Annotated in this window: 23 protein-coding genes; 17 read left to right on the forward strand and 6 right to left on the reverse strand. The window is 58.2% G+C overall.

What is annotated here, in order from left to right; genetic code table 11:
* Positions 1 to 57 precede the first annotated feature (57 nt).
* The 9 genes from cphA to cuyB all read left to right on the forward strand — a co-directional run bounded on the left by cphA (position 58) and on the right by cuyB (position 8995).
* Complete coding sequence (gene cphA, locus CR155_RS01940; RefSeq protein ID WP_102068303.1) at positions 58 to 2646, forward strand: cyanophycin synthetase; 2589 nt, start codon at positions 58 to 60, stop codon at positions 2644 to 2646.
* Between the two features lie 161 nt (positions 2647 to 2807).
* Positions 2808 to 2996, forward strand: coding sequence for a DUF3008 family protein (locus CR155_RS01945; protein WP_102068304.1), 189 nt, complete (start codon positions 2808 to 2810; stop codon positions 2994 to 2996).
* A 48-nt stretch (positions 2997 to 3044) separates the two neighbouring features.
* Positions 3045 to 3929, forward strand: a complete 885-nt coding sequence (locus CR155_RS01950; RefSeq protein ID WP_102068305.1) for a dienelactone hydrolase family protein — start codon at positions 3045 to 3047, stop codon at positions 3927 to 3929.
* 110 nt (positions 3930 to 4039) lie between these two features.
* Positions 4040 to 5059: a D-cysteate sulfo-lyase gene (cuyA, locus tag CR155_RS01955; RefSeq protein WP_102068306.1), complete on the forward strand. Its 1020-nt coding sequence runs from the start codon at positions 4040 to 4042 to the stop codon at positions 5057 to 5059.
* Positions 5060 to 5147: 88 nt separating this feature from the next.
* Positions 5148 to 6047 (forward strand): amino acid ABC transporter substrate-binding protein, encoded by a 900-nt coding sequence (locus tag CR155_RS01960; RefSeq protein ID WP_102068307.1) that lies wholly within the window; start codon positions 5148 to 5150, stop codon positions 6045 to 6047.
* Positions 6048 to 6059: 12 nt separating this feature from the next.
* On the forward strand, positions 6060 to 6818 hold the full coding sequence (locus CR155_RS01965) for an amino acid ABC transporter permease (RefSeq protein WP_102068308.1): 759 nt from the start codon (positions 6060 to 6062) through the stop codon (positions 6816 to 6818).
* Positions 6815 to 7504 (forward strand): amino acid ABC transporter permease, encoded by a 690-nt coding sequence (locus CR155_RS01970; RefSeq protein WP_102068309.1) that lies wholly within the window; start codon positions 6815 to 6817, stop codon positions 7502 to 7504. The genes CR155_RS01965 and CR155_RS01970 overlap by 4 nt, the downstream gene beginning before the upstream one ends.
* A 25-nt stretch (positions 7505 to 7529) precedes the next feature.
* A complete protein-coding gene (locus CR155_RS01975) occupies positions 7530 to 8264 on the forward strand; it encodes an amino acid ABC transporter ATP-binding protein (protein ID WP_102068310.1) in 735 nt (244 codons plus the stop codon).
* A gap of 8 nt (positions 8265 to 8272) precedes the next feature.
* Positions 8273 to 8995, forward strand: coding sequence for a cysteate racemase (gene cuyB / locus CR155_RS01980; protein ID WP_102068311.1), 723 nt, complete (start codon positions 8273 to 8275; stop codon positions 8993 to 8995).
* Here the strand turns inward: cuyB and CR155_RS01985 are convergent.
* Together CR155_RS01985 and hutG are read right to left on the reverse strand one after the other, a co-directional pair.
* Positions 8980 to 9594 (reverse strand): 2OG-Fe(II) oxygenase, encoded by a 615-nt coding sequence (locus CR155_RS01985; RefSeq protein ID WP_102068312.1) that lies wholly within the window; start codon positions 9592 to 9594, stop codon positions 8980 to 8982. The two genes, cuyB and CR155_RS01985, sit on opposite strands and share 16 nt — an antisense overlap.
* Positions 9595 to 9624: 30 nt before the next feature.
* Entirely contained in the window at positions 9625 to 10455 is an 831-nt protein-coding gene (hutG, locus tag CR155_RS01990; RefSeq protein ID WP_102068313.1) for an N-formylglutamate deformylase, read from the reverse strand.
* A gap of 163 nt (positions 10456 to 10618) precedes the next feature.
* Here hutG and CR155_RS01995 point away from each other — a divergent pair, with 163 nt between their 5' ends.
* The 3 genes from CR155_RS01995 to CR155_RS02000 all read left to right on the forward strand — a co-directional run bounded on the left by CR155_RS01995 (position 10619) and on the right by CR155_RS02000 (position 13357).
* Positions 10619 to 11818: an amino acid aminotransferase gene (locus CR155_RS01995; protein ID WP_102068314.1), complete on the forward strand. Its 1200-nt coding sequence runs from the start codon at positions 10619 to 10621 to the stop codon at positions 11816 to 11818.
* A 29-nt stretch (positions 11819 to 11847) separates the two neighbouring features.
* Positions 11848 to 11988, forward strand: coding sequence for a hypothetical protein (locus CR155_RS20865; protein ID WP_199171647.1), 141 nt, complete (start codon positions 11848 to 11850; stop codon positions 11986 to 11988).
* Between the two features lie 172 nt (positions 11989 to 12160).
* Positions 12161 to 13357 (forward strand): aminotransferase-like domain-containing protein, encoded by a 1197-nt coding sequence (locus CR155_RS02000; RefSeq protein ID WP_102068315.1) that lies wholly within the window; start codon positions 12161 to 12163, stop codon positions 13355 to 13357.
* Between the two features lie 94 nt (positions 13358 to 13451).
* On the opposite strand, the gene CR155_RS02005 is transcribed toward CR155_RS02000, so the two are convergent.
* The 4 genes from CR155_RS02005 to CR155_RS02020 form a co-directional block, all read right to left on the reverse strand.
* Positions 13452 to 14432: a Bug family tripartite tricarboxylate transporter substrate binding protein gene (locus CR155_RS02005; RefSeq protein WP_102068316.1), complete on the reverse strand. Its 981-nt coding sequence runs from the start codon at positions 14430 to 14432 to the stop codon at positions 13452 to 13454.
* Positions 14433 to 14463: 31 nt separating this feature from the next.
* Complete coding sequence (locus CR155_RS02010) at positions 14464 to 15612, reverse strand: mandelate racemase/muconate lactonizing enzyme family protein (protein ID WP_102068317.1); 1149 nt, start codon at positions 15610 to 15612, stop codon at positions 14464 to 14466.
* A gap of 14 nt (positions 15613 to 15626) precedes the next feature.
* Positions 15627 to 16607, reverse strand: a complete 981-nt coding sequence (locus tag CR155_RS02015; RefSeq protein ID WP_102068318.1) for a hydroxyacid dehydrogenase — start codon at positions 16605 to 16607, stop codon at positions 15627 to 15629.
* 204 nt (positions 16608 to 16811) lie between these two features.
* Positions 16812 to 17639, reverse strand: coding sequence for a FadR/GntR family transcriptional regulator (locus tag CR155_RS02020; protein WP_102068319.1), 828 nt, complete (start codon positions 17637 to 17639; stop codon positions 16812 to 16814).
* Between the two features lie 114 nt (positions 17640 to 17753).
* Here CR155_RS02020 and CR155_RS02025 point away from each other — a divergent pair, with 114 nt between their 5' ends.
* The 5 genes from CR155_RS02025 (at position 17754) to CR155_RS02045 (ending at position 23947) form a co-directional block, all read left to right on the forward strand.
* Positions 17754 to 18725, forward strand: coding sequence for a 2-hydroxyacid dehydrogenase (locus tag CR155_RS02025; protein ID WP_102068320.1), 972 nt, complete (start codon positions 17754 to 17756; stop codon positions 18723 to 18725).
* 19 nt (positions 18726 to 18744) lie between these two features.
* Positions 18745 to 20214 carry an NAD-dependent succinate-semialdehyde dehydrogenase gene (locus CR155_RS02030; RefSeq protein WP_102068321.1) on the forward strand — a complete coding sequence of 490 codons (1470 nt, stop codon included), beginning with the start codon at positions 18745 to 18747 and terminating at the stop codon, positions 20212 to 20214.
* A gap of 74 nt (positions 20215 to 20288) precedes the next feature.
* Entirely contained in the window at positions 20289 to 21197 is a 909-nt protein-coding gene (locus tag CR155_RS02035; protein WP_369406165.1) for an NAD(P)-dependent oxidoreductase, read from the forward strand.
* A gap of 120 nt (positions 21198 to 21317) precedes the next feature.
* Entirely contained in the window at positions 21318 to 22277 is a 960-nt protein-coding gene (ubiA, locus tag CR155_RS02040; RefSeq protein WP_102068323.1) for a 4-hydroxybenzoate octaprenyltransferase, read from the forward strand.
* A gap of 50 nt (positions 22278 to 22327) precedes the next feature.
* Positions 22328 to 23947, forward strand: coding sequence for a GMC family oxidoreductase (locus tag CR155_RS02045; RefSeq protein ID WP_102068324.1), 1620 nt, complete (start codon positions 22328 to 22330; stop codon positions 23945 to 23947).
* Positions 23948 to 24018: the final 71 nt, after the last annotated feature.

The following is a 24018-nucleotide window of genomic DNA, read 5'->3' on the forward strand; positions in this document are numbered from 1 at the left end:
TCTTGATGGCATCTGTATGGCCCTCTGGGCACCAGTGGAAATAAGGAAGTCAGTCTGATGGAAGTTTCACGTGTACGGGCCCTGCGCGGTCCGAATCTCTGGTGCCGGCAGACGGTGATAGAAGCCATTGTGGCCTGCACCGAATCCGAGTGCGTCATCGAAGATATCGACGTCTTCGAAACCCGGATGCGGGTGCGCTTTCCCGAGCTCGATATCCTGAAACCGCCGGGGCACGAGCAGCCGGGTTCGATAGCCCATGCCCTCGCTTCGGCTGCCTTGTGCCTGCAAACGAAGGCCGGATGCGTGCTTACCTATAGTCGTACAGCGCTCACAATAGACCCGGGCGTCTATCAGGTTGTAGTGGAATACAGCGAAGAAGCCGTAGGCCTGCTGGCTTTCGAGCTGGCCCAGGAACTATGTCTGGCTGCCCTGTACGACAGTCCGTTCGACGTCAATGATGCATTGGCTCGCCTGCGGGCAGTCAATGATGACGAGCGCCTCGGCCCAAGCACCGGTTCGATCGTGCAGGCCGCTGTAAAACGCAACATACCGTACCGGCGTCTGACGCGCGGCAGTCTGGTGCAATTCGGCTGGGGCAGCCGACAGCGGCGCATCCAGGCAGCGGAGACCGATCGCAGCGGAGCCATCGCCGAGTCGATCGCCCAAGACAAGGAACTCACCAAGAGCTTGTTGGCAGCAGCGGGCGTACCGGTGCCGCAGGGACGCCTGGTGGACAGCGCAGAGGACGCATGGGCGGCTGCATGCGAACTGGGCGGGCCCGTGGTCCTGAAACCGCGCGACGGCAACCAGGGCAAGGGCGTGGCGGTCAATGTCCAGGGCCGTGAACAAGTGCTAGCGGCTTATGAGGGCGCAAGAGCGAACTGCCGGGACGTTATCGTGGAACGGTATTTTCCAGGTCATGATTTTCGCTTGCTGGTGGTGGGCGACAAGCTCGTGGCGGCAGCCCGGCGCGATCCGCCGCAGGTCACAGGTGACGGCGAGCACACCATTCTGGAGCTGGTCGAGTTGATCAACGCCGACCCGTTGCGAGGCGAAGGTCATGGGTCATCATTGACCAAGATAAAGCTGGACGATACAGCCTTGGCCACGATGGCGGCCCAGGGATATCGGGCCGATTCCATACCTTCCCAAGGCACTCTGGTCACCTTGCGCAACAATGCCAACCTCAGTACGGGCGGAACCGCCACCGACGTAACCGATCATGTGCATCCGGAACTCGCCGCAGGGGCGGTCGCGGCGGCCCAGATGGTGGGCCTGGATATCTGCGGTCTCGATTTCGTGAGCCACAATGTTTACGAACCGTTGGACACGCAACAGGGTTGTATTGTTGAAGTCAATGCCGCGCCCGGCCTGCGTATGCACCTTAGCCCTTCATTCGGCAAAGGCCGCGATGTGGGCGAAGCGATCATCGATGAAATGTTCGAAACGGACGAAGATGGGCGTATACCATTGGTCGCCGTCGCAGGCACCAACGGCAAGACCACCACCGTGCGGCTGATCGCACATCTGATCGCGCATAGCGGTCGGCGCGTAGGCATGACAAATTCCGATGGCGTTTACATAGGCGCCAAACGTATCGATACGGGCGACTGCAGCGGACCACGCAGCGCGCGCAATGTGCTGCTGCATCCCGACGTGGACGCCGCCGTGTTCGAGACGGCCAGGGGCGGCATATTGCGCGAAGGATTAGGGTTCGATCGGTGCAATGTGGGTGTGGTGACCAATGTGGGAATGGGCGATCACCTGGGGCTGAGCTATATCAGCACTGTCGAGGACTTGGCTATCGTCAAGCGGGTCATCGTCGAAAATGTTGCGCCTGACGGTGTGGCGGTATTGAATGCCGCCGATCCAATGGTGGTTGCTATGGCTGACAACTGCCCGGGCGCCATTACGTACTTTTGCGCGGACCGGCAGCAGTCTGTGCTTGCCATGCACCGTGCGCAGGGTCGTCGCGTAGTGTGTGTCGAAGAGGGCGCGGTCCTGCTTGCCGAGGGCGATTTCGAACAGCGTTTTGCGCTCAATGCCATCCCTCTCACGCACAACGGCACCATAGGTTTTCAGGTGGAAAACGTAATGGCCGCATTGGGCGCCGCATGGGCCTTGAAGCTGGAATGGGACGACGTGCGGCAGGGACTTGCTTCATTTGTCAGCGATGCAGACACGGCGCCGGGGCGCTTCAATCTGTTTCCTTATGGCGGGGCCACGGTCATTGCCGACTATGGTCATAATCCGGATGCCATCCAGGCGCTGGTGAATGCCATCGACACCATGCCGGCCAAACGACGCTCTGTTGTCATCAGCGGCGCCGGCGACAGGCGGGACGTCGACATCCGTCGCCAGACCGAGATTCTTGGCGACGCCTTCCACGACGTTATCCTGTACCAGGATATGTGTCAGCGCGGCCGCACCGATGGCGAAGTCGTCGCGCTATTGCGCGAGGGTTTGGCCAATGCCGTTCTCTGCACGCATATACAGGAAGTCCGTGGTGAGTTCCTGGCCATCGACACCGCGTTGGCCCGATTGGCTGATGGTGATTTATGTCTGATTCTTGTCGACCAGGTCGAAGAAGCGTTGGCACATATCGCACAGCGTGTTGCCGATCGCGTACCCTCGATGAGCGTATAGGGCACGTAGCAGGAATTCATTCTTTCTTACTTTTTTACGGCCCACGATAAGGCGGCACTGCGTTACAGTATTCAGTCCGTGCAGGCTTGAGGCCGCACGCAGTCAATGAAATACCAAAACGCTGAAATATCCTCAAGGCGTACTTGTCAGGAGGTCGCATCATGCCAGCCAAGTCCCAAGCTCAACAAAAGGCAGCCGGTGCCGCGCTGTCGGCAAAACGCGGCGAGACCAAAGTCTCGGATCTCAAAGGCCCATCGAAATCGATGTACAAGTCGATGAGTGAAAAAGAGCTCGACGACTTGGCCGCGACCAAGCGCAAAGGCAAGCCAGAACACAAATCCGAATCGTGAACATGCCGGCGGCCCATGCGGCATGCCAGCTTTCTAAAGGGGATCACCATGAGCCGTTTGCCGGATACCGATTTCGACAGCTTGTTGCCACCGCTCGTCATGACGCGGCGAGGTTTCATCGTCACCTCTCTGGCTGGAGGCTTCGCGATGGCGGCCGGACCTGTGGCGGCGCAGACCGCCATCAAGACGGACGCTGAAGGGCTGCTTGCGGGCGAGGTAAAGATACCGGTGAAGGATGGCAGCATTCCCGCCTATCGCGCAGCGCCCGAAGGCAAGACTGTGCTGCCCGTGATACTGGTCGTGCAAGAGATATTCGGCGTGCACGACTATATCAAGGACGTCTGCAGAAGGCTTGCCAAGCAAGGCTATATGGCCATTGCTCCGGAACTGTATTCCCGCCAGGGCGATCCGTCGCGGTATACGGAGATCTCCCGCCTGCTCAGCGAGGTTGTCAATAAGGTGCCCGATGAGCAAGTGATCGGTGACCTGGACGCGACGGCGGAGTGGGCCGCCAAGAATGGCGGAAACACCGAACGCCTTGGCATTACGGGATTTTGCTGGGGCGGTCGCATCGTGTGGCTGTATGCGGCGCATAATCCGAAGGTCAAGGCCGGTGTGGCGTGGTATGGGAGATTGGTGGGCGATAAGGGCCCCTTGCAGCCGACGCAACCGATCGACGTGGCGGCCGAATTGCACGGGCCTGTACTGGGTCTTTATGGTGGGAAGGATGCCGGCATCACGCAAGATTCCATCGACACCATGAAGCAGGCCCTGGCCAACGGCAATGAAGCGGCCAAGGCGTCGACTTTCATGGTGTACCCGGACGCCGGACATGCCTTCCATGCCGACTATCGGCCCAGTTATGTGGAAGCTGCGGCCAAAGATGGCTGGACGCGCGCAATGCAATGGTTCGATAAGGCACTGAAAGAATAGCGAAAAACGTCTAAGAGCCCGAACGGAATATGCCATGGCCGATGTAATGGTAGGCAAAACGCCCTGCGGCCGGTACGATTGCATGATTTGCCTCAGCCTGGAGTGAATCTATGCATTTAGCCGCCTTTCCCCGTATCCGCCTTGGACACTTCCCCACGCCGCTCGAATTCATGCCCAACCTCACGCGACATCTGGGCGGGCCGAATCTTTACATTAAAAGAGACGATTGTACGGGGCTGGCTACGGGCGGCAACAAGACCCGCAAGCTCGAGTTCCTGGTTGCCCAGGCGCTGGAACAGGGCGCCGATACCCTGATCACCCAGGGCGCGGTCCAGTCGAATCACGCGCGCCAGACCGTGGCCGCCGCCGCCCGGCTCGGCTTGAAATGCAAGATCCTGCTTGAACAGCGGGTGTCGGACGCGACAGAAGAATACGAAGAGTCCGGCAACGTTCTGCTCGACCGACTGATGGGGGGGCAGATCGTTGCACGTTTGCCCGCCGGCAGCAACATGCAACAGGCCATGGAAGACCTTGCCGCCGAGTTGCGTGGCGCCGGTCATAAACCGTATGTCATTCCCGGCGGCGGCTCCAATCCTGTCGGCGCACTGGGCTATGTCGGCTGCGCACAGGAACTGTTGAACCAGTCATTCGAAATGGGTGTGCGCATTGACCACGTTGTGCATGCCACAGGCAGCACGGGCACGCAGGCGGGACTGGTGGTTGGTCTGCGTTCCAGCAATAGTGGAATTCCGGTGTATGGCGTAAGTGTGCGTGCTGCCCGCCAGCAGCAGGAAGAAAACGTATGGAAACTGGTTCAGGCCACGGTGGACTATATGGGTTTGCCAACGGCATCAGTACAGCGTGAAGACGTCGTCGCCAATTCCGACTATGTGGGTGACGGTTACGGCCTGCCGACCGATTCCATGATCGAGGCTTTACGCCTTACGGCGGAACAGGAGGCCATACTGCTGGACCCTGTGTATTCAGGGAAGGGTATGGCGGGGCTAATTGACTTGATACGCCGCGGCCACTTCAAGAAGAATCAAAACGTGGTCTTCGTTCATACCGGCGGGTCGGCAGGCTTGTTTGGTTACCGCCAGGTATTTGCCGACCACGCCGACCACCCGTAAGGGAAAACGTGAGAAATGCGACGGGTTCTTTCGGGAAGAAACTCTTTATCATGGCATTGTTCACCCACGACTCCTCAAGGAATTCACCATGAAGAAATCCATAGCATTCTTACTGACAGGGCTGGCAGTGGCCGCGACGGTGCCGGTACACGCTGAAGGCAGGCTGGACAAAATCAAGAGCACGGGCGAAATCGCCCTGGGCCACCGGGACGCTTCCATTCCGTTTTCCTATCTCGACGACAAACAGCAGCCCATCGGCTACTCCATGGACATCTGCAGCAAGGTAGTTGAAGCGGTGAAGGTCAAGCTCGGTATGGAAAAAATCAATATCAAGCTGGTGCCCGTGACCTCTTCAACGCGAATTCCCTTGTTGGCCAATGGCACTGTCGACCTTAACTGTGGTTCATCCACCAACACAAAAGAGCGCCAGGCTCAAGTCACTTTTGCGCCCACCACGTTTGTGACGGCCACGCGTTTCGTTTCCAAGAAATCGTCCAACCTTAGCGATCTTCCCGACCTGAAAGGCAAGACCGTCGTATCCACCGCCGGTACCAGCAACATCCGGTGGCTGACATCAGCCACCGAAGAAAAGAAACTTGATCTGAAAATCATTCCTACCAAAGATCACGGGGAAGCTTTCCTAACGGTCAATAACGGACGTGCGGCGGCGTTCTTCATGGACGATATTTTATTGGCGGGTCTAGTGGCTACCTCACGCAATCCGGATGAATGGGTGATCAGCAAGAATGCCTACACGGTGGAACCCTATGCCATTATGGAACCCAAGAATGACCCCGAGTTCAAGAAGGTGGTCGATGACGCCATTATCGGAATGATGAAAGATGGGACCCTGGCTACGCTATATAAGAAATGGTTCGAATCTCCCATTCCGCCAAAGAATGTGAACCTCAACTGGCCCATGAGCGATCAACTCAAGCGCGTGGTGCAGAATCCTACCGACTCTCCCGATCCTGATGACTACAAGTAATTCTTCCTGCGCATGAATTACAACTGGAATTGGCTGGTCTTTTTCGATGAGGCGCCGGGAGGCAGTACCTATCTGGATACGCTGCTCTCCGGCCTCGGCTGGACAATAGGCACGGCCGTTCTGGCATGGGCGCTGGCGCTGACCCTGGGCACCGTCATAGGGGTGGCGCGCACCACCCGCCTGACTTGGGTCAGGCGTATCGGCGCCGCCTATGTGGAATTGTTCCGCAATGTGCCTCTGCTGGTTCAAATGTTCCTGTGGTATTTCGTCATTCCCGAACTCGTTCCAGCCGCTCTTGGGGATGCCATAAAAAGCGTTTCGCCGCCGTGGGGCAACTTCATTCCGGCCGTGCTGTGCCTGGGTTTTTATACATCGTCCAGGGTGGCCGAGCAGGTGCGTGCCGGCATCGAATCCCTGCCGGCGGGACAGGAAATGGCCGCCCGCGCGCTGGGACTTGAGACCGCACAGGTGTATCGCTATGTATTGCTGCCCACATCTTTTCGCATCATTTTGCCGCCATTGACCTCAGAGCTTCTTAACCTGATCAAAAACACCTCGGTCGCCTTCACAATAGGCTTGTTCGAATTGGTGGGAGCGGCACGGTCCATGCAGGAATTCAGCTTTCAGGTGTTCGAGACCTTCGCGGTGGCGACCCTGTTCTATCTCTTGCTCAATCTGGTGGTTGTCTACGGCATGGGATGGCTGGAACGTCGCCTTTCGGTACCTGGCTTCATCGCCGCCCCTTCGACCTTGCCCGAGGTCGCCCCATGAACAGTTTCGATTTTGACATCATCGAACGATCATGGGTGTACCTGTTTCGAGATGGAATGGCATTCACGCTGAAGCTGACGCTGTTGTCGGCAGCCGGGGGGCTGGTACTGGGTACCCTGCTGGCCATGTGCCGGCTCTCCGGTATCCGCGTGCTGGCGGCGGTCGCTGGGACATATGTAAATCTGTTGCGTGCCTTGCCGCTGATCCTAGTCATATTCTGGTTTTATTTCCTTGTGCCTTACATTGGCGCATGGCTCACTGGCGCCGACCGGCCCATCTCGGTAGGCGGCTTCACGTCGGCGTTGATCACCTTCACATTGTTCGAGGCGGCCTATTTTTGCGAAATCATGCGGGCCGGCATTCAGTCGGTGCCGCGCGGACAGGTGGCCGCCGGCTCGGCGCTGGGGCTGACTTATTGGCAGGTAATGGCCAGTATCGTGCTGCCGCAGGCATTCCGCAACATGACACCCATATTGCTGACGCAAACAATCGTGCTGTTCCAGGATACGTCGCTGGTCTATGTGCTGTCCCTTACCGACTTCCTGGGCGCTGCCTCCAAGGTTGCGCAACGCGATGGCCGGCTGATTGAAATGTATTTGTTCGTCGCCGTGGTGTATTTCATAATCAGTTACGGCGCATCGCTTTTCGTGCGCTTTTTGCGGCAACGCACGCGTATTGCCCGCTAGCGCGAAGACAGGATCTGGAGTTCAAATGATAGAGATAAAGCATGTCAGCAAGTGGTATGGAACCACGCAGGTGCTGGATGACTGCAGCACTGACATCGCGCATGGTGAGGTAGTCGTTGTGTGCGGTCCTTCGGGGTCGGGCAAGTCGACGCTGATCAAGACAGTCAATGGCCTGGAACCTTTCCAGAAGGGTGAAATCATTGTCGATGGCGTCTCCGTGGGGGCGCGTGACACCAATCTGCCGAAGCTGCGCGCGCGCATCGGCATGGTGTTCCAGAGCTTTGAATTATTCCCGCACTTGTCCGTGACGCAAAACCTGGTGCTTGCGCAGGTAAAGGTGTTGGGGCGCAGCCAGGAAGAAGCGGCTGCGAGAGCAGTCAGCTTGCTCGATCGCGTCGGTCTGCGGGCGCACCAGGACAAATTCCCGGGGCAGCTGTCTGGTGGCCAACAGCAGCGCGTCGCCATTGCCAGGGCACTGGCCATGGATCCGGTTGCCATGCTTTTCGACGAACCCACTTCAGCACTCGATCCCGAAATGGTCAATGAAGTGCTGGACGTTATGGTGGATCTGGCCAGCGAGGGCATGACCATGATGGTCGTCACCCACGAAATGGGCTTTGCACGCAAAGTGGCGGATCGCGTGATTTTCATGGATATGGGCAAAATCGTTGAAGATTGCACCAAGGATGAATTTTTTGGCGATCTCGAAGCGCGGTCCGAGCGTGCGCGCCTATTTCTCTCAAAGATCCTCCAACACTGAACCATTACATGAGCCACGATTTTCAGGGACGCTTTCTGGGTGTGCTGGGCGGTATGGGTCCCATGGCCGGGGCTGCGTTCATGGCACGCCTTATCGCCTTGACGCCCGCGCCCTCGGAACAGCAACATATTCCCGCCATCTTATGGAATGACCCCCGGGTTCCCGATAGGCCGGCGGGTTACGCCAAGCAGGGTCCTGATCCTTTTCCGTGGATGCACAATGGCATCAGGCAGCTCGAGCGGATCGGCGCCATGGCTATTGCGATTCCCTGCAATACCGCGCATCTTTGGTACGATCGGCTCGCTGCGGCGACCGACCTGCCCGTGCTGCACATCGTGCAGGCCGTCATCGACGACTTGCGTCGTCAGGGCATATATAGCGGGCGCATCGGATTGATGGGAACGGCAGTGACGCTGAAACTGGGCCTGTACCAGCATGCATTGCAGCAACAAGACTACGAGTGCATTACGCCAGCCGACGACGCCATGGCGACGTCATGCATTCCGTCTATCATGCATGTCAAGGCAAACCGCATCGACGAGGCATACGCGCCCGCATCGGATTGCGTCAGGTTGTTGCAAAAGCAGGGTGCGGACGCCGTGGTCTTTGGCTGCACGGAACTGCCGCTGGCCATTCCACACGCGCTGCGCGGGCAGCTGGACGTGCCCATCACCGATTCCATCGATGCCCTGGCCTTGGCGGCTATCCGTTGGTATCAGTCCGGAACATGATCGCTGCGGAACCAGCCGGTAAGGCTCCAGCGGGGCTGCACACACGGCAGGACCTCATGCGGGATGATATCGCTGCGAAACACCACCAGCCGTCCTGGCTTTGGGAGAATGCGCAGGATTTCCGCGGCGTCGTTGTCGGGTGAGTAAAGGCAAAGCTCCCCGCCGTCCGTATCGTTCCACTGGCGGTTAAGGTACAGCACCAGCGATAGGCGCCGTTGCGTATTTTGATGATGCTGATCCAGGTGTTTCTTGTAGCCGCGCCCTTCGGAATAGCGCGCGAAATGAAATTCAGCGCTGTTCAGTCCGGCGTAGAATTCCCGATTCAGATCCTGACGCAGCGTATCGGCCCAGGCCAGGAAATCGTCCGCTTCCATGCCGGCATTTTCCGGGGTCATCCAGCAGATGGAGTCCCCGCGAATTTCTATTCGCAGGGAGTCGCTATGCTGCCGTCCGATGCGTGCTTCGCGGAAGTGCCCGGCATCCCATTCCTGGCGGCACGCATGGTACAGGCTCTCATAGAGGGGTGAGGGGACCAGTGTGTCGGAAACGGCCCAATGGTGTGCGGCCAGCGAGTCAAAAAGCGCCTCACGGTCGTCCATGTTGCACCGCCACGGTGACTGTTTTGTGGTTCATGGTGCGCCCGCCCTGGCGGATCGCCGGATATCGTCCAGCGCCTGCTGGATCGCGCCCCGAATTACAGGCGCCACTGCGGCGGCCCGTTCTTCATCGTAAGCATAAGGACGGCTCTCAGACATATAGGCGATCTGTGCCAACTCGAGCTGGATGGCATGTATGCCCTGCTCTGGATTGCCATATTGCCGGGTGATGTAGCCGCCTTTGAAGCGCCCGTTGGCCACCGCGCTATAGCGCCCTTCCTGGTTGATGGTGGCGGCCAGGCCGTCCGCGACGCCGGGTGCGGCGCTCCGGTCATCAGCTGTTCCGAAATTGAAATCGGGCAGGCGGCCTTCAAACAGGCGTGGCACCTGCGACCGTATGGAGTGGGCTTCCCATAGCAACACGTGGCCATGTAGCGATCGAATCCGTTCGAGCTCGGCCTGCAAGGCGGCGTGATAGGGGTGCCAGTAGTGGTCGCGGCGACGTGCTTGTTCAGCCGCGTCAGGTTGCTTGCCATCCAGATACAGGGCTTCCTCGTTGAAGGTGTCGACAGGGCAGAGCAGGGTGGTCTTGCGCCCGGGATAAAGGTTGGCGCCATCTGGCGGTCGGTTCAAGTCGATTACGTAGCGCGAATTTTTGGGGAAGAGCACCGAGGCGCCCAGCGCATCGGCGAAGCTGTATAAACGATCCAGGTGCCAGTCGGTGTCATCCAGATGCTGCGCCGCCGGTGCCATGGAACGTGCAATTTCCGCGGGAATTTGCGCGCCCAGATGCGGTATGGAGATCAGCAGCGGAATCGTGCCTTGATGCAGCGTGAATACGGAGGGTTCGGTGGCGATGGTCATGGTCTAGTTTGTCATTTTGGTGCTTGGTTGGGACTGTCATCATAGTGTTCGCATAGGCGACAGGGTGTCAATGGTAAAGACTAGGTCATTCTTTATAATGGGGCACGTTGACAGAGCGACCCTCTGTCATTTTGTTCCGCTTTCATCACCGAGACCCGCAATCATGTTCGAACACATGGAAAAATACGCCGGCGATCCCATTTTCCGGCTTAACGAGGCATTCCATCGGGATGCCCACCCCCAGAAGGTCAATCTGACTGTGGGTCTTTATTATGACAACGAGGGTCACATTCCGGTGTTGTCGTCGGTGAAGACGGCCGAGCAGCGTCGCGCCGTCGAACCGGCGCCACGGCCTTACCTGCCAATGGAAGGCCTCGCATCTTACCGCGACGCCGTCCAGAAACTGGTTTTCGGTCCCGATTATCCCGCCCTGCGGGATAAGCGAATTGCCACCATACAAAGCGTCGGGGGCACCGGTGCGTTGAAGGTGGGCGCAGATTTCCTGCATCTGGCCTATCCCGATAGCGAGATCTGGATCAGCGACCCTGCCTGGGACAATCACCATTCCATATTCCAGGGCGCCGGCGTCCGGACCCATACCTATTCCTACTACGACCCGGAAACCAGATCCCTGCGTTTCGACCAGATGATGTCGGAGCTGCAGGCATTGCCGCGCAAGAGCTTTGTGTTGCTGCATGCATGTTGCCACAATCCTACGGGCGTCGATCCGTCGCCGGAACAGTGGCTGCAGCTTATTCCCGTCCTCGCGCAACGCGAACTCATCGCTTTTGTGGATATGGCCTATCAGGGCTTCGGGACAGGCCTGGACGAGGACGCCTTTGCAGTGCGTGCGATGGCCGACGCGGGCCTCACGTTCGTGGTGGCCAATTCCTTCTCCAAGAACCTGTCGTTCTATGGTGAGCGTTGCGGCGGACTGTCAGTAATGTGTGCCAGCGCTGAAGAGGCCGACGGGGTGCTGGGCCAGTTGAAAGCGGCAGTGCGACGCAATTATTCCAGCCCGCCGGCCCATGGCGGGCAGATCACCTCCGATGTGCTGAATGACGCAGACCTCCATGCGGCCTGGTTGCGGGAAGTCGCAGAAATGCGCCGGCGCATTGCCTTTGTGCGCAAGGAGGCGCATGGGCAACTGAAGACCAAGCTGCCCGGCTACGATTCCAGCTACTTCGTGAAGCAACACGGCATGTTCACCTATACCGGCCTGTCGAGCCAGCAGCTGCAGATCCTGCGCGAGAAGCACGGTGTGTACATCATTGAATCGGGCCGGATCAGCGTGCCCGGCTTGAACACCCGCAATATTGGCTACTTTACCGATGCCATGGCCGACGTCCTGGGCGCCAGCTGATTTCCGGTTTACCAAAAATGGACGTAATAATGACTGCAGGCGAATGGATAGTCGTGGCGATTTTCGGGATAGGCCTGCTTTGCTCGCTTTCCCTGTTTTGGTGGCTGTTGCGCATCGTGCGCCGTGACCGACGCAATGGCGACGCCGGGCGCACGGACGTGGAAGGGTGACTCGGGCATGGCACAAGCGCGCGTTTCGCGTGTCTGTGCCAGCCTTGTGGCGTGCTGACCTCGTAAAAGGCCGCGAAACACGCGAGCCACGGCCAAATCGCTGAATCTTCAATGAAGTTGCGGTAATCTAAGTGGTTACCAATTTGTTCTTTATCGGGAATCTTTCGGAATCATGGACTCGTACACCCACCCCTATACTTTTTCGCAGCGTGCGCAACAACTGACCAGCTCGACAATCCGAGAGATTCTGAAAGTCACTGAGCGGCCCGAAATCATCTCTTTCGCGGGCGGATTGCCTGCGCCCAAAGGATTTCCGATCGACGTCATGCAAGCCGCATTCAACTACGTCCTGGAAAACAAGGGCGAGACGGCGCTGCAGTATGGGCCGACGGAAGGCTATGCACCTTTGCGCGCCTGGGTCGCCGAAGACCTCAAGCGCGTCGGCGCCGATGTTTCGCCCGATGAAGTGCTTATCGTGTCGGGCTCGCAACAGGCGCTGGACATGCTGGGCAAGCTGTTCATCGACCCGGGCAGCAAAGTGCTGGTCGAAGCCCCCAGCTATTTGGGCGCATTGCAGTCATTTTCGCTGTTCGAACCGAAATACGTCGCGGTGCCAACCGATGAAGGTGGTTTGGTCCCCGAGGGATTGACCGATGAGTGCACGGCTGGCGCGCGTTTTATCTATGTTTTGCCCAACTTCCAGAATCCCACTGGTCTTACGCTGGACCTGGCGCGACGCAAGGCATTGGTGGAGCGATGTGCCGCTGCCCAAGTGCCCATCATTGAAGACGATCCCTACGGCGACCTGCGTTACGCGGGCGTTGCCTTGCCTGGACTGCTGGGCCTGGGGCGCGCCGCGGGTGCCACAGTCATCCGCCTGGGCACGTTTTCCAAGGTATTGGCCCCCGGCTTGCGACTGGGCTATATCGTGGCGCCCAAGCCCATCATCGCGAAACTGGTGCAAATCAAGCAGGCTACCGATCTGCATACCGCAAGCCTTACCCAGATGGCCGTTTACGAAACCGTGAAAGACGGTTTCCTGACCACGCATATGCCTATGGTGCGCGAGCTCTACAAAGAGCAATGCGGATATATGCTGGAAGCCATGGACCAGCATTTCCCCGCAACGGTCAGCTGGACGCGGCCGGAAGGCGGCATGTTCATCTGGGTCACGTTGCCTGCCCATATCGATGGATCCAAGTTGCTGGCTCGCGCCATTGAACAAAACGTTGCGTTTGTGCCGGGTGCGCCATTCTTTGCGGGCGCCCATCCCCAGACCAACACCATGCGCCTGAGCTTTGTGACGGTTTCCGAGGCAAAGATTCGTGAAGGCATTGCCATTCTGGGCAAGTTGATCAAGGAGAGCTGATCTCCCTCGTTTTTGGCAGGCGTTTTGCGAACACTCATTACTACGCCGGTTCAGTCCTCGGGGATTGAGCCGGCGTAGTTATTCGGGAATCGTCCTATTCGATCTTTATGCCAGCGCGGTCTATGACTCCCGTCCACTTGGCCACTTCGCTGGCTACCAGTGCTTTGAAACGCTCAGGCGAACTCGCCACGATCTCAACACCCTGTGAGCCGAATTTCTCGACAATGGAGGGCTGGCGCAACATTTCGACCAAGTCTTTATTGATTTTGGCCACGACCTCTTTTGGCGTTCCGGCCGGGGCCTGCATGCCAAACCAGACAGTCACTTCATATCCTGGCACGCCGGCCTCTGCAACCGTCGGCACGTCGGGCAGCAATGGCGCGCGGTTCGTACCCGTTGCGGCAAGGGCAGTGAGTTTATCTGCCTTGATGTTCGGATAAACATTTGGAAGGTTATCGAATAGCACGTCGATGTCGCCCGCCAACAAGGCGGTGACAGCTGGAGCACTGCCCTTATAGGGGATGTGCGTCATCTTCGTTTTGGTCATGTCCAGGAAAAGTTCCATGGACAAGTGATTGGACGAGCCGGAGCCGGTAGAGCCATAGTTGATCTCGCCCGGGTGCTTCCTGGCATGTTCGATAAGGCTCTTCACGTCTTTGAATGGCGAATCGGCTCGTACGGTGAGAATATTCTGTGTGCTGCCCGCCCAGATCACGGGTTCGAAGTTCTTGACGGCGTCATAGGGCATCTTATCCCGGTATAAGCCCGGTAGTGCGGAGAAAGGCAGGGGGGTGATGAGCAGGGTGTAACCGTCGGGATCGGCTTTCGCGACGGTAGAGTTCCCGATCAATGTATTCCCTCCGGGCCGATTCTCGACGACGACAGCCTTGCCCCACTTTTTGGTCAGGAATTCGCTGGCCGTCCTGGCCAGTGTGTCGTTGAAGCCACCGGGCGGGTAGGGAACGACCAGCCGTACCTGTTTTTCAGGATAGGCATCTGCCGTACTCGCCAATGCCGCGACGTTTGCGGATAGCGCTAAACAAATACCGGTCAGAAATATTGGAATTTTTTTCATGCTGTCTCTCCTCGGCCCTTTGGCCTTTGTTTTAGAATTTCACGACATAGCCTGGTCCATCTATCAAAGGAAAATCCTTGAATATCGCTTCGTCGACCTCTACGCCCAGGCCGGGACCGGACGGAGGCTCCACGCAACCATCGGCGCCGATCTGGAAGGTGCTGCCGAACATGTCGCGGAAAGGGTTGAACTTCGACACGCATGCCTCGAAATAGCCGGCATTCTCGGTTGCCGCCAAGAAGTGCAGCGTCGCGGCATGATTCAGTCCGGTTGCGGAACTATGCGCGTGTACCGGAATCCGGAAAGCGGAGGCCAGGGCAGCGATACGAACGCCTTCGGTAATGCCTCCTGTCTTGGACAAGTCGGGTTGCCACACTTGTACGGCCCCTGCTTCCAGCATCTGTGCGAATTCAAAACGTGTGAAGTGGTTTTCGCCGGCCGCAATGGGCACCAGGGGAGTGATGCGTGCCGCTTCGCGATATGAGGCAAAGTCATTGCAAGCAAAGGGTTCCTCCAGCCAGCCGGCTTTAATATCGGCCAGCGCCGGCAGTACGCGGCGTACCTGGGCGATGGTGTATGCCGTGTTGGCGTCGGTGAGAATATCGATATCGTCGCCGAGCACTTTACGCACATGCGTCGCACGCCCGATATCGTCCTTCACGGTATCGCCCAGGCGAAGCTTGACTGCCTTGTATCCAGCGTCTACGTATCCCTGCGCTTCTTCAGCCAGCGCTGCGGCAGGCTGATAACCCATGGAAATGCCGCCAGCGTAGGCCGGAATGCGGCGTTGCGAGCCGCCCAGAAGTTTATATAGCGGCATATTTGCAGCTTTGCCGCGTATGTCCCACAAGGCCATGTCGATGCCGGAATGGGCCAGGGCCGCCCCGGCGCCAAGTCCATGGCTGGAAAATTGCATGCGGTGCACCCGTTGCCACGCCCCCACCACATCGCTGGCGTCCATGCCTTGCAGCAAAGGTGCCAGCGTATTATGGATCAAGCTTATGATGGCGCCAGGGCTGCGGCCGGGGTGCGACTCGCCGTAGCCAATGACTCCTTCGGACGTTTCAACACGAATGATGATGGCATCGCGCTTGAGGGTGCTGCCCACCCCCATGGTTACAGTCTTGCCTTCCGGAAGGCGGTAGGACAAAGGAATGGCAGTAATGCGGGTTATTTTCATTAGTTCTCCAGGCTTTAGGTATAGATTTCAGCGTTGACGACGTTCGCGGGACGTTCGCCTCGGATCAGCGCAAGCTGTGTCTGCACAGCCAGCATTCCCATGGCGCGTTCCGCGTCCATGGTCATGCCGGCCAGATGAGGCGTAAGCATCACGCCAGGATGTGCCCGTAAGCGGCTGGTCGCCGGCAGGGGCTGAACTTCAAAAACGTCAAGGGCGGCAGAGGCGATTTGCCCCGATTCGAGTGCGGCGGCAAGATCCCTTTCATTGACTACTGGTCCGCGAGCCACGTTGATCAACATGACATTTGGCTTGGCATGTGCCAGTACATCGGCATTGATCATTCCTCTGGTTGTCTCGGTCAATGGGCAAGCCAGAACAATGTAGTCACTGGTGGAGAACAAGGCCTTCAAGCCAGCGCTCTTCACATGTGCTGGCAGTTTGGAAGGGGTCCTGGTATACGCGATGACCCGCATGCCAAAACCGTGAAAGGCGATTTCTGCCAATCGCTTCCCAATAGCGCCGAAGCCAACGATCCCGACGCAACGGCTCTTTAATTCGAAGGTAAGTTCGCCGGCGTGGCGACGCGCACCCCAATTGCCGTCCCGTACGTTCTGGTCAAACTCGGCAAAGCGGCGCGTCATAGCCAGCATGGCGCCGATCGCATATTCGGCTACGGAATTCGCATTGACCTCCGGCGTGTTCGCTACAGGAAGCTTTTTTGACGTGGCCGCTGCGACCGGAATGAAATCCAGGCCGACGCCATGGCGGAGTACGCCGCGCAAGTCGTGCTGGCCCTCGAAAATGTCGCCGGGCAGCTGGCGCCGGACGATCAGTCCCTGGGCATGGGCGAGCGCGCGACGCAGGGCGACATTGGCTTGGTCCGGGGGTAATGCCGGGTCGAGGATGGTGACTTCCGCGTTGTCGCACAAGTAGCGGTAGGCATCGGAATGGATCTGATCAGTCAGGACAACCAGGGGCCGAGTCGTCTGGTTCATGTGTAGCCGCCGTTGCAGAGGGAAGTGCCACGCTGAGTGCTCATTCTTGTCTCCTCATCAGATCAATGCACCGGCCCGATGAACGTGGCCAGAGAACTGTCTTCGATAAATTGTATGACGAATATATCACACAACAAAAGAAACAATGGCGGTGAATTGATCTGAAGACAAACGCGGGCAGTACAGGCCGCCCAGAACGAATGCTCAGGATCTGGTCGTGCGCTTAGTGTTTTTCTGCTGGCGTACGACAGTACCGAGATTGGCGCGTGCCAGTCTGTGGGCGGCCGCGCCGCTAGCTCCGTTCCAATAGCTTTCGTCAACGTTCTCTATTCGTCGCGCCGTGTTTTCCATGTGACGGAAAGCTGCCATCCTTGCGCTATCGACCTCGCGCGCCTCGATGGCAGCCCGAATGGCCTCGTGTTCGGCCCGTACGTCGTCGGCGAGGTCGGTTCGTTGGGCTTCATTGCCTCGCGTGACGCGGATGGCGTCGTGCAAGGCCCGGGTCAGCAGGCCCAACAACTCGGTGTAATGCGGATTGTTCGCTGCCCGGGAAATTGCAATATGGAATGCCAGGTCTTCAGCCACGCCATCGCCACCCAGTTGCACGGCTTCTTCAATATGCGCCAGCGCCTTATTGATCTCGGTCATCTGCATTTCGCTGCGCCGTTCGGCGGCCAGTGCCGCCATTTCGGCTTCTATCCCTCGGCGCAGTTCGATGATACGCAGCACGCCTCTTGCGGGATTGTCGTCGGGCAGTCCCAGGCGGAAGGCTTCGCTGGTTTTTGGATCCAGCACCACGGTGCCGCTGCCCTGGCGCGTCTCGACCAGGCCTTCTGACTTGAGCCGGGATATTGCTTCGCGTATTACGGTACGGCTGACACCGTACTCTTTCGTCATGAATTGCTCGGTGGGCAACCGGGCATTGACCGGATAAGCACCGCTACGTATCTGGCTTTCCAGGATGTGGGTGACGCGATCGGCCAGCGTCATCTCTGTCTTGTCTTTTTGAACGCTGTTTGGAGCCTTGAGCATGTCCGCTTTCTCCTGTGCCGTTATAGGAACATAATACCATTTCGACGAATTTGATTGACAAACTCATCATATAAATTGGTATTATAAATAACCGTTATTCTCGACGACAGAAAAATGAATGCTCAGGAATTGCCTCGCGCCTATCTATGCCGACGTTTTACGCCAACGGTGGAAGCCGCGATGCAGGATCGCTATGATTTACGCAAGAATGAAGATGATTCCATTTTGCCGCCCGACCGTATCATCGCCAATGCACGCGGCGCGCAGGTACTTTTTGTAAGTGCCACCGAGACCATCTCGGCGCCGGTGCTGCAGGCCTTGTCGCCAACGTTGAAGTCAGTGGCAACGCTGTCGGTGGGTTATGACCATATCGACGTAGCTGTCGCGCGGGCAATGGGAATAAAGATTCTCCATACGCCGGACGTGTTGAGTGACGCGTGCGCCGAAATTGCCATGATGCTCATGCTCAATGCCTGCCGCCGTGGCTACGAGGCGGATCGTATGGTTCGAAGCAATCAGTGGCCTGGCTGGAGTCCTACGCAGCTCCTGGGACGGGGTCTGACTGGAAGGCGGCTCGTTATCTTTGGAATGGGGCGTATCGGCCGGGAAATTGCAGCCCGGGCGCGTCCATTCGGCTTGGAAATCCACTATCACAACCGCAGTCGCCTGGCGCCGGAACAAGAGCGCGGCGCTATCTATCACGCCACGCTCGACGAGGCGGTGAAGGTGGCCGATATTCTCATGATTGCAGCCCCGGGTTCCCCGGGGATCAAGGGAGCTATAAACGCCAGCCGAATTGCCCTGTTGCCCGCCAATGCCGTGGTGGTTAACATTTCCCGTGGAGATCTGATCGTGGACGATGCACTGATTGCCGCACTGGTTTCAAATCAGATCTTCGCTGCCGGATTGGATGTGTTCGCCAACGAGCCCCTGATCGATCCGCGCTATCGCACATTGGACAATGTATTTCTTACGCCTCATATAGGTAGCGCAACACACGAGACCAGGGATGCAATGGGGTGGCTTTTAATTAACGGCCTTGACGATCTGATGCACGGCCGCAGGCCCCCGAATCTTCTCGCATGATTACTTGAAAGGATTAACCATGAAACTCGATCGCCCAACTCTTTTTCGCCAGCAATGCCACGTAGACGGCCAGTGGATAGGCGCCTCTGATGGAAGTTCGGTCAGCGTCAGCAACCCTGCGGACGGCAGTACCCTGGGCAGCGTGCCCAGGCTGTCTGCCGCCGATGTACGCAATGCCATCGAAGCCGCCAACAATGCCTTGCCTGCCTGGCGGGAAAAAAGTGGGAAGGATCGTTCCAGATTGATCAGGCGCTGGTACGATTTATGCATGGCGCATCAGGAAGACCTGGCAACCATTCTTACCCTGGAACAAGGCAAACCCTTGAAAGAGTCGCGCGGCGAAATTGCCTACGGGTCCTCATTCCTTGAATGGTTCGCCGAAGAAGCCAAGCGTACGTATGGCGACGTGATTCCGGCGGCCACCAATGACAAGCGCATCATTGTGATCAAGCAGCCGGTGGGTGTGGTCGCCGCCATCACACCGTGGAATTTTCCCAATGCCATGATCACGCGCAAGGCGGGTGCGGCCTTGGCAGCCGGATGCACGATCGTGGTCAAACCGGCCACGGCCACTCCCTATTCCGCACTGGCACTTGCCGAATTGGCGGCGGAGGCCGGCATACCGGCGGGCGTGTTCAACGTCGTGACGGGCAATTCATCGGTGGTCGGCGGCGAACTGACCGGCAACCCACTGGTGCGCAAACTGTCGTTCACAGGCTCCACCAGCGTGGGCAAAGAGCTTATGGCTCAATGCGCCCCCACGATGAAAAAGGTGTCGATGGAACTGGGAGGTAACGCGCCATTCATCGTGTTCGACGACGCCGATCTGGAACAGGCGGTGGCGGGTGTCATGGCCTCCAAATTCCGCAATGCCGGGCAGACGTGCGTATGCGCCAACCGAATATTCGTGCAGGAAGGCATCTACGATGCGTTTGCGGCGCGACTCAAAGAGGTCGTGGAAGCCCAGAAGGTGGGCAACGGCATGGCGGACAACGTAGACCTCGGTCCGCTGATCGATGACGCCGCCATCAGTAAAGTCCAGGAACACATCAGCGATGCCTTGTCGCAAGGCGCCAGCGTATTGACGGGCGGGCAGGCCCATGCCTTGGGCGGCTTGTTCTTCCAGCCTACCATCCTGCTTGACGTATCGAAGAATTCCAAGCTGATGCAGGAGGAAACGTTCGGGCCGGTTGCGCCGTTGATCCGTTTTTCGACCGAACAAGAGGCTGTCTCGATGGCCAATGACACGCCATTCGGCCTGGCCGCTTATTTCTTTACGACGGATTACGAGCGTTCATGGCGGGTGGCCGAAGCGCTGGAGTGCGGCATTGTGGGCGTAAACGAAGGCATCATTTCGACAGAACTGGCCCCTTTCGGCGGCACCAAGGAGTCGGGAGTCGGCCGGGAAGGCTCCAAGTATGGACTCGATGATTATCTGGAAATCAAGTACATCTGCGCTGGCGGTCTGCGCAACAGAAGCGCTGCCTGAATCCTGAACGCCGGTGCGACGCCGTCGAGGTCCGGTGCTCCGGTCGGCGTCGCACACAACAAGATCAACATCTCATACAACGAGAAACTGAAATGAATGAAACACGTATAGGCCTGATAGGCGTCGGTTTGATGGGCCATGGCATAGCTGCCAGTCTTTTGCGCAATGGGTATGGCTTGACCGTGCTCGAACACGCAGGCAATCAGCCGCTTGACGATCTGATCGCCGCCGGAGCAACAACGATCGATACGGCGGTGGCATTGGCACAGGCGGTGGACGTCGTGATTCTCTGCGTTACCGGCACGCCGCAGGTCGAGGACGTGCTGTTCAGGAAAGAGGGGTTGCTCGAGGGCATGCAGCCCGGTGTCATTGTCATCGATTGTTCAACGGCCATTCCTTCCTCCACGGTAAAGATTGCGGAAGCCGTGCAGCAAGCGGGCGGGCAGTTCCTTGACGCGCCCATGACGCGCACGCCCAAAGAGGCGGCCGAAGGCAGGCTGAACCTGATCGTAGGGGGCGAACGCGACTTATTCGACCGCTGCCTTCCCATATTGCAGGCTTATGCCGAGAATATTGTCTACGCCGGCAAGGTGGGGGCCGGCCACCAGCTTAAGCTTTTGCACAATTTCGTATCGCTGGGATTTTCGACGGTGCTTGCCGAGGCAGCCGCTTGTGCCAGGCTCGCCGGCGTAGATGCGCAAGTGTTCGCAGATGTCTTGCACAATGGTGGAGGGGGAGCGGTCGTGCTCAATCGACTTCGTCCCTATATCGAAACAGGCGATGCCTCGGGCTTTCGCTTTTCCATTTCCAATGCACTCAAGGACATGGGCTATTACACGGCCATGGCCGACGACGTGGGTGCGCCGCGCGCGGCGGCGTCGGCTATCCAGCGGGTCTTTGCCGAAGCCAGTGACGCCGGGATGGCCCAGGCCGCTGTACCGGAACTCATCGCTTACCTGGCGCGACCGGGCGACGTGTCCTGATCGGCAACGGGTTGCATACGAGGTAGAATCATCGGAGTCGAATCGACGTGATTCCACGTGATTCCTTTTGGCCCGCGGCGCGCGGGTGCTTTCCGCCTGCAATCCCGTTCTTATAGTGCAATGACACCTTCTTTTTCAGACTCCACCCAGAAACCCGCCTCGGGTTCGGGGACTTCGCCCGATCTATCCGATATGCGGCCAGACGACTGGGTAGAGCGGTGGTTGCCACGGTCCTGGGGCCCCTACGCGCGCCTGTGCCGCCTGGATCGACCAGTGGGAACCTGGCTTACGCTGCTGCCTTGCATGGCCGCCCTGGTCCAGGCTGCCGATGGTTGGCCCACGTTATTCCGAATCTTTATCTTTTCCCTCGGCGCACTGTTGATGCGCGGCATCGGATGCTGTTTCAACGATATTTTCGATCGCGATATCGACAAGAAAGTCGAGCGCACCCGTTTTAGGCCGCTAACCAGCGGGCAGATCACGCTGAAGAACGCGTTGTGGTTTGTGCTGGCGCAACTTGTTGTGTGCGCAATGCTGCTGCTGGCTCTGAACGAGTACAGTCGATGGCTGGCCATTGCGCTGATGCCTATCGTCATCATCTATCCGCTGTGCAAGCGATTTACCTATTGGCCGCAGGTGGTGCTGGGAATAGGTTTCAATTGGGGCATGCTCATGGCATGGTCCGATACTCAGAACAGTGTCCCGCTTTCGGCCGTTGCCATGTGGCTGGGCGCGGTATTGTGGCAGGTCGGCTACGACTCTATTTATGCCTATGTCGACGTAAGGGATGACAAACGGCTGGGATTGCATTCGACGGCGCTGCGTTTCAACGACAAGGGCAAGATCTGGATCAGCGGCTTTTACGTCGCGACGGTCGCGCTATGGGTATGGGCCGGTTCCGCCATGCAGATGGGCTGGCCTTATTATCTGGTCATGGCCGGGATCGCTGCACACTTTTCCTGGCAGATGCGGGTTTTCGACCTGGCCCGCCCGGAACGCAATTTCATGCTGTTCCGCTCCAATATGGGCGTAGGCGTGTTGTTGCTTATCGCAGCACTGGCGGGAACGATCACCGTTTAGAATGCAGTCACGGAAATAACAACAAGCGGCCCAGCCGCGGGAGACAAAAAATGATCGACGCTGCAGCGGCACAGCTTGCGCAGGAATTCGATTACATCATTGTGGGCGCGGGTTCGGCCGGCTGCCTGTTGGCGAATCGCTTGTCCGCGAACCCTGCTCACCGGGTCTTGTTGCTCGAGGCCGGAGGGCGCGATAACTGGCACTGGATCAACATACCGGTCGGTTATCTTTACTGTATCGGCAATCCGCGCAGTGACTGGTGCTACACCACCCAGCCCGACCCCGGCATCAATAACCGCATACTCGGCTATCCGCGCGGCAGGGTGCTCGGAGGTTCCTCGGCCATTAACGGCATGATCTACATGCGCGGACAGGCCGCCGACTATGACGGCTGGGCGGCGCTTGGCAACCCTGGGTGGGGCTGGAACGATGTATTGCCGGTCTTCAAACGGGTCGAAAATCATCATGCGGGTGAAAGCGAATTCCATGGCGCGTCGGGCACATGGCGCGTGGAACGCCAGCGTCTTTCCTGGAAAATCCTGGACGCATTCCGCGGGGCGGCACAGCAGGCCGGCATCCCGCCCATCGAGGACTTCAATCGAGGCGATAACGAGGGCTGTGCCTATTTCGAGGTGAATCAGCGGCGAGGCGTGCGCTGGACATCGGCAAAGGCTTTCCTGCATCCTGTGATCCGCCGCCCGAATCTTACCGTGCTGACGGGTGCGCAGGCCGAGCGCATCGTCTTTGACGGTCGCAAGGCTGACGGCGTGCGCTACATGCATGACGGACAAAAAAAACTCGCGCGCGCCAAGGCGGAAATCATCCTTTCATCGGGCTCCATCGGGTCTGCACAATTGCTGCAAGTATCAGGCGTAGGGCCGGGTGCCCTCCTGCAATCGCTGGGCATACCCGTCGTGCAGCATGTGCCCGGGGTCGGACAGAACCTTCAAGACCATCTTCAGTTGCGGCTCATCTATAAAGTGCAGGGTGCAAAAACGTTGAATACCATGACGGCTTCGTTATGGGGTCGATCGCTGATGGGGCTGCAATACGCCATACAGAAACGCGGACCGCTTACCATGGCGCCCTCCCAGCTCGGCGCGTTTGCCCGATCCGGTCCGGAGCAAACGCGAGCCAATCTCGAATACCATGTGCAGCCTTTATCGCTTGAGAAGTTCGGCGATTCTTTGCACGCCTTTCCTGCCATGACGGCGTCGGTCTGCAACCTCCGGCCGACCAGCCGCGGACATGTCACCATCACCTCGCCGGATGCGGCCGATGCGCCGGCCATCCTGTGCAATTACCTGCAAACACCGGAGGACCTCAGGGTGGCCGCCGACAGCATACGGCTGACGCGCAGGATCATGTCGCAGGAAGCCCTGGCGCCGTACAGGCCGCAAGAGTATCGGCCAGGCACACAACTCGAATCCCAGGCCGATCTCGAGAAAGCGGCGGGCGATATCGGAACCACTATTTTTCATCCGGTGGGCACTTGCAAGATGGGCATCGACGACCTGGCAGTGGTCGATCCACAGTTGCGCGTGCGTGGCATACAGGGATTGCGTGTGATCGACGCATCCATCATGCCGACCATTACGTCGGGCAACACCAATTCGCCAGCCATCATGATCGCCGAGAAGGGCGCCGACTATATTCTTGGCGTGGCGTGAACCCGTTCCACCCGATCTCAAAACTGCTCGGCGGGCCGGGACTGTAAGTTCGTGCGACAATTTGCACCTGT

The sequence above is a fragment of the Pollutimonas nitritireducens genome (assembly GCF_002849615.1).
Taxonomy (GTDB): Bacteria; Pseudomonadota; Gammaproteobacteria; order Burkholderiales; family Burkholderiaceae_B; genus Pollutimonas; species Pollutimonas nitritireducens.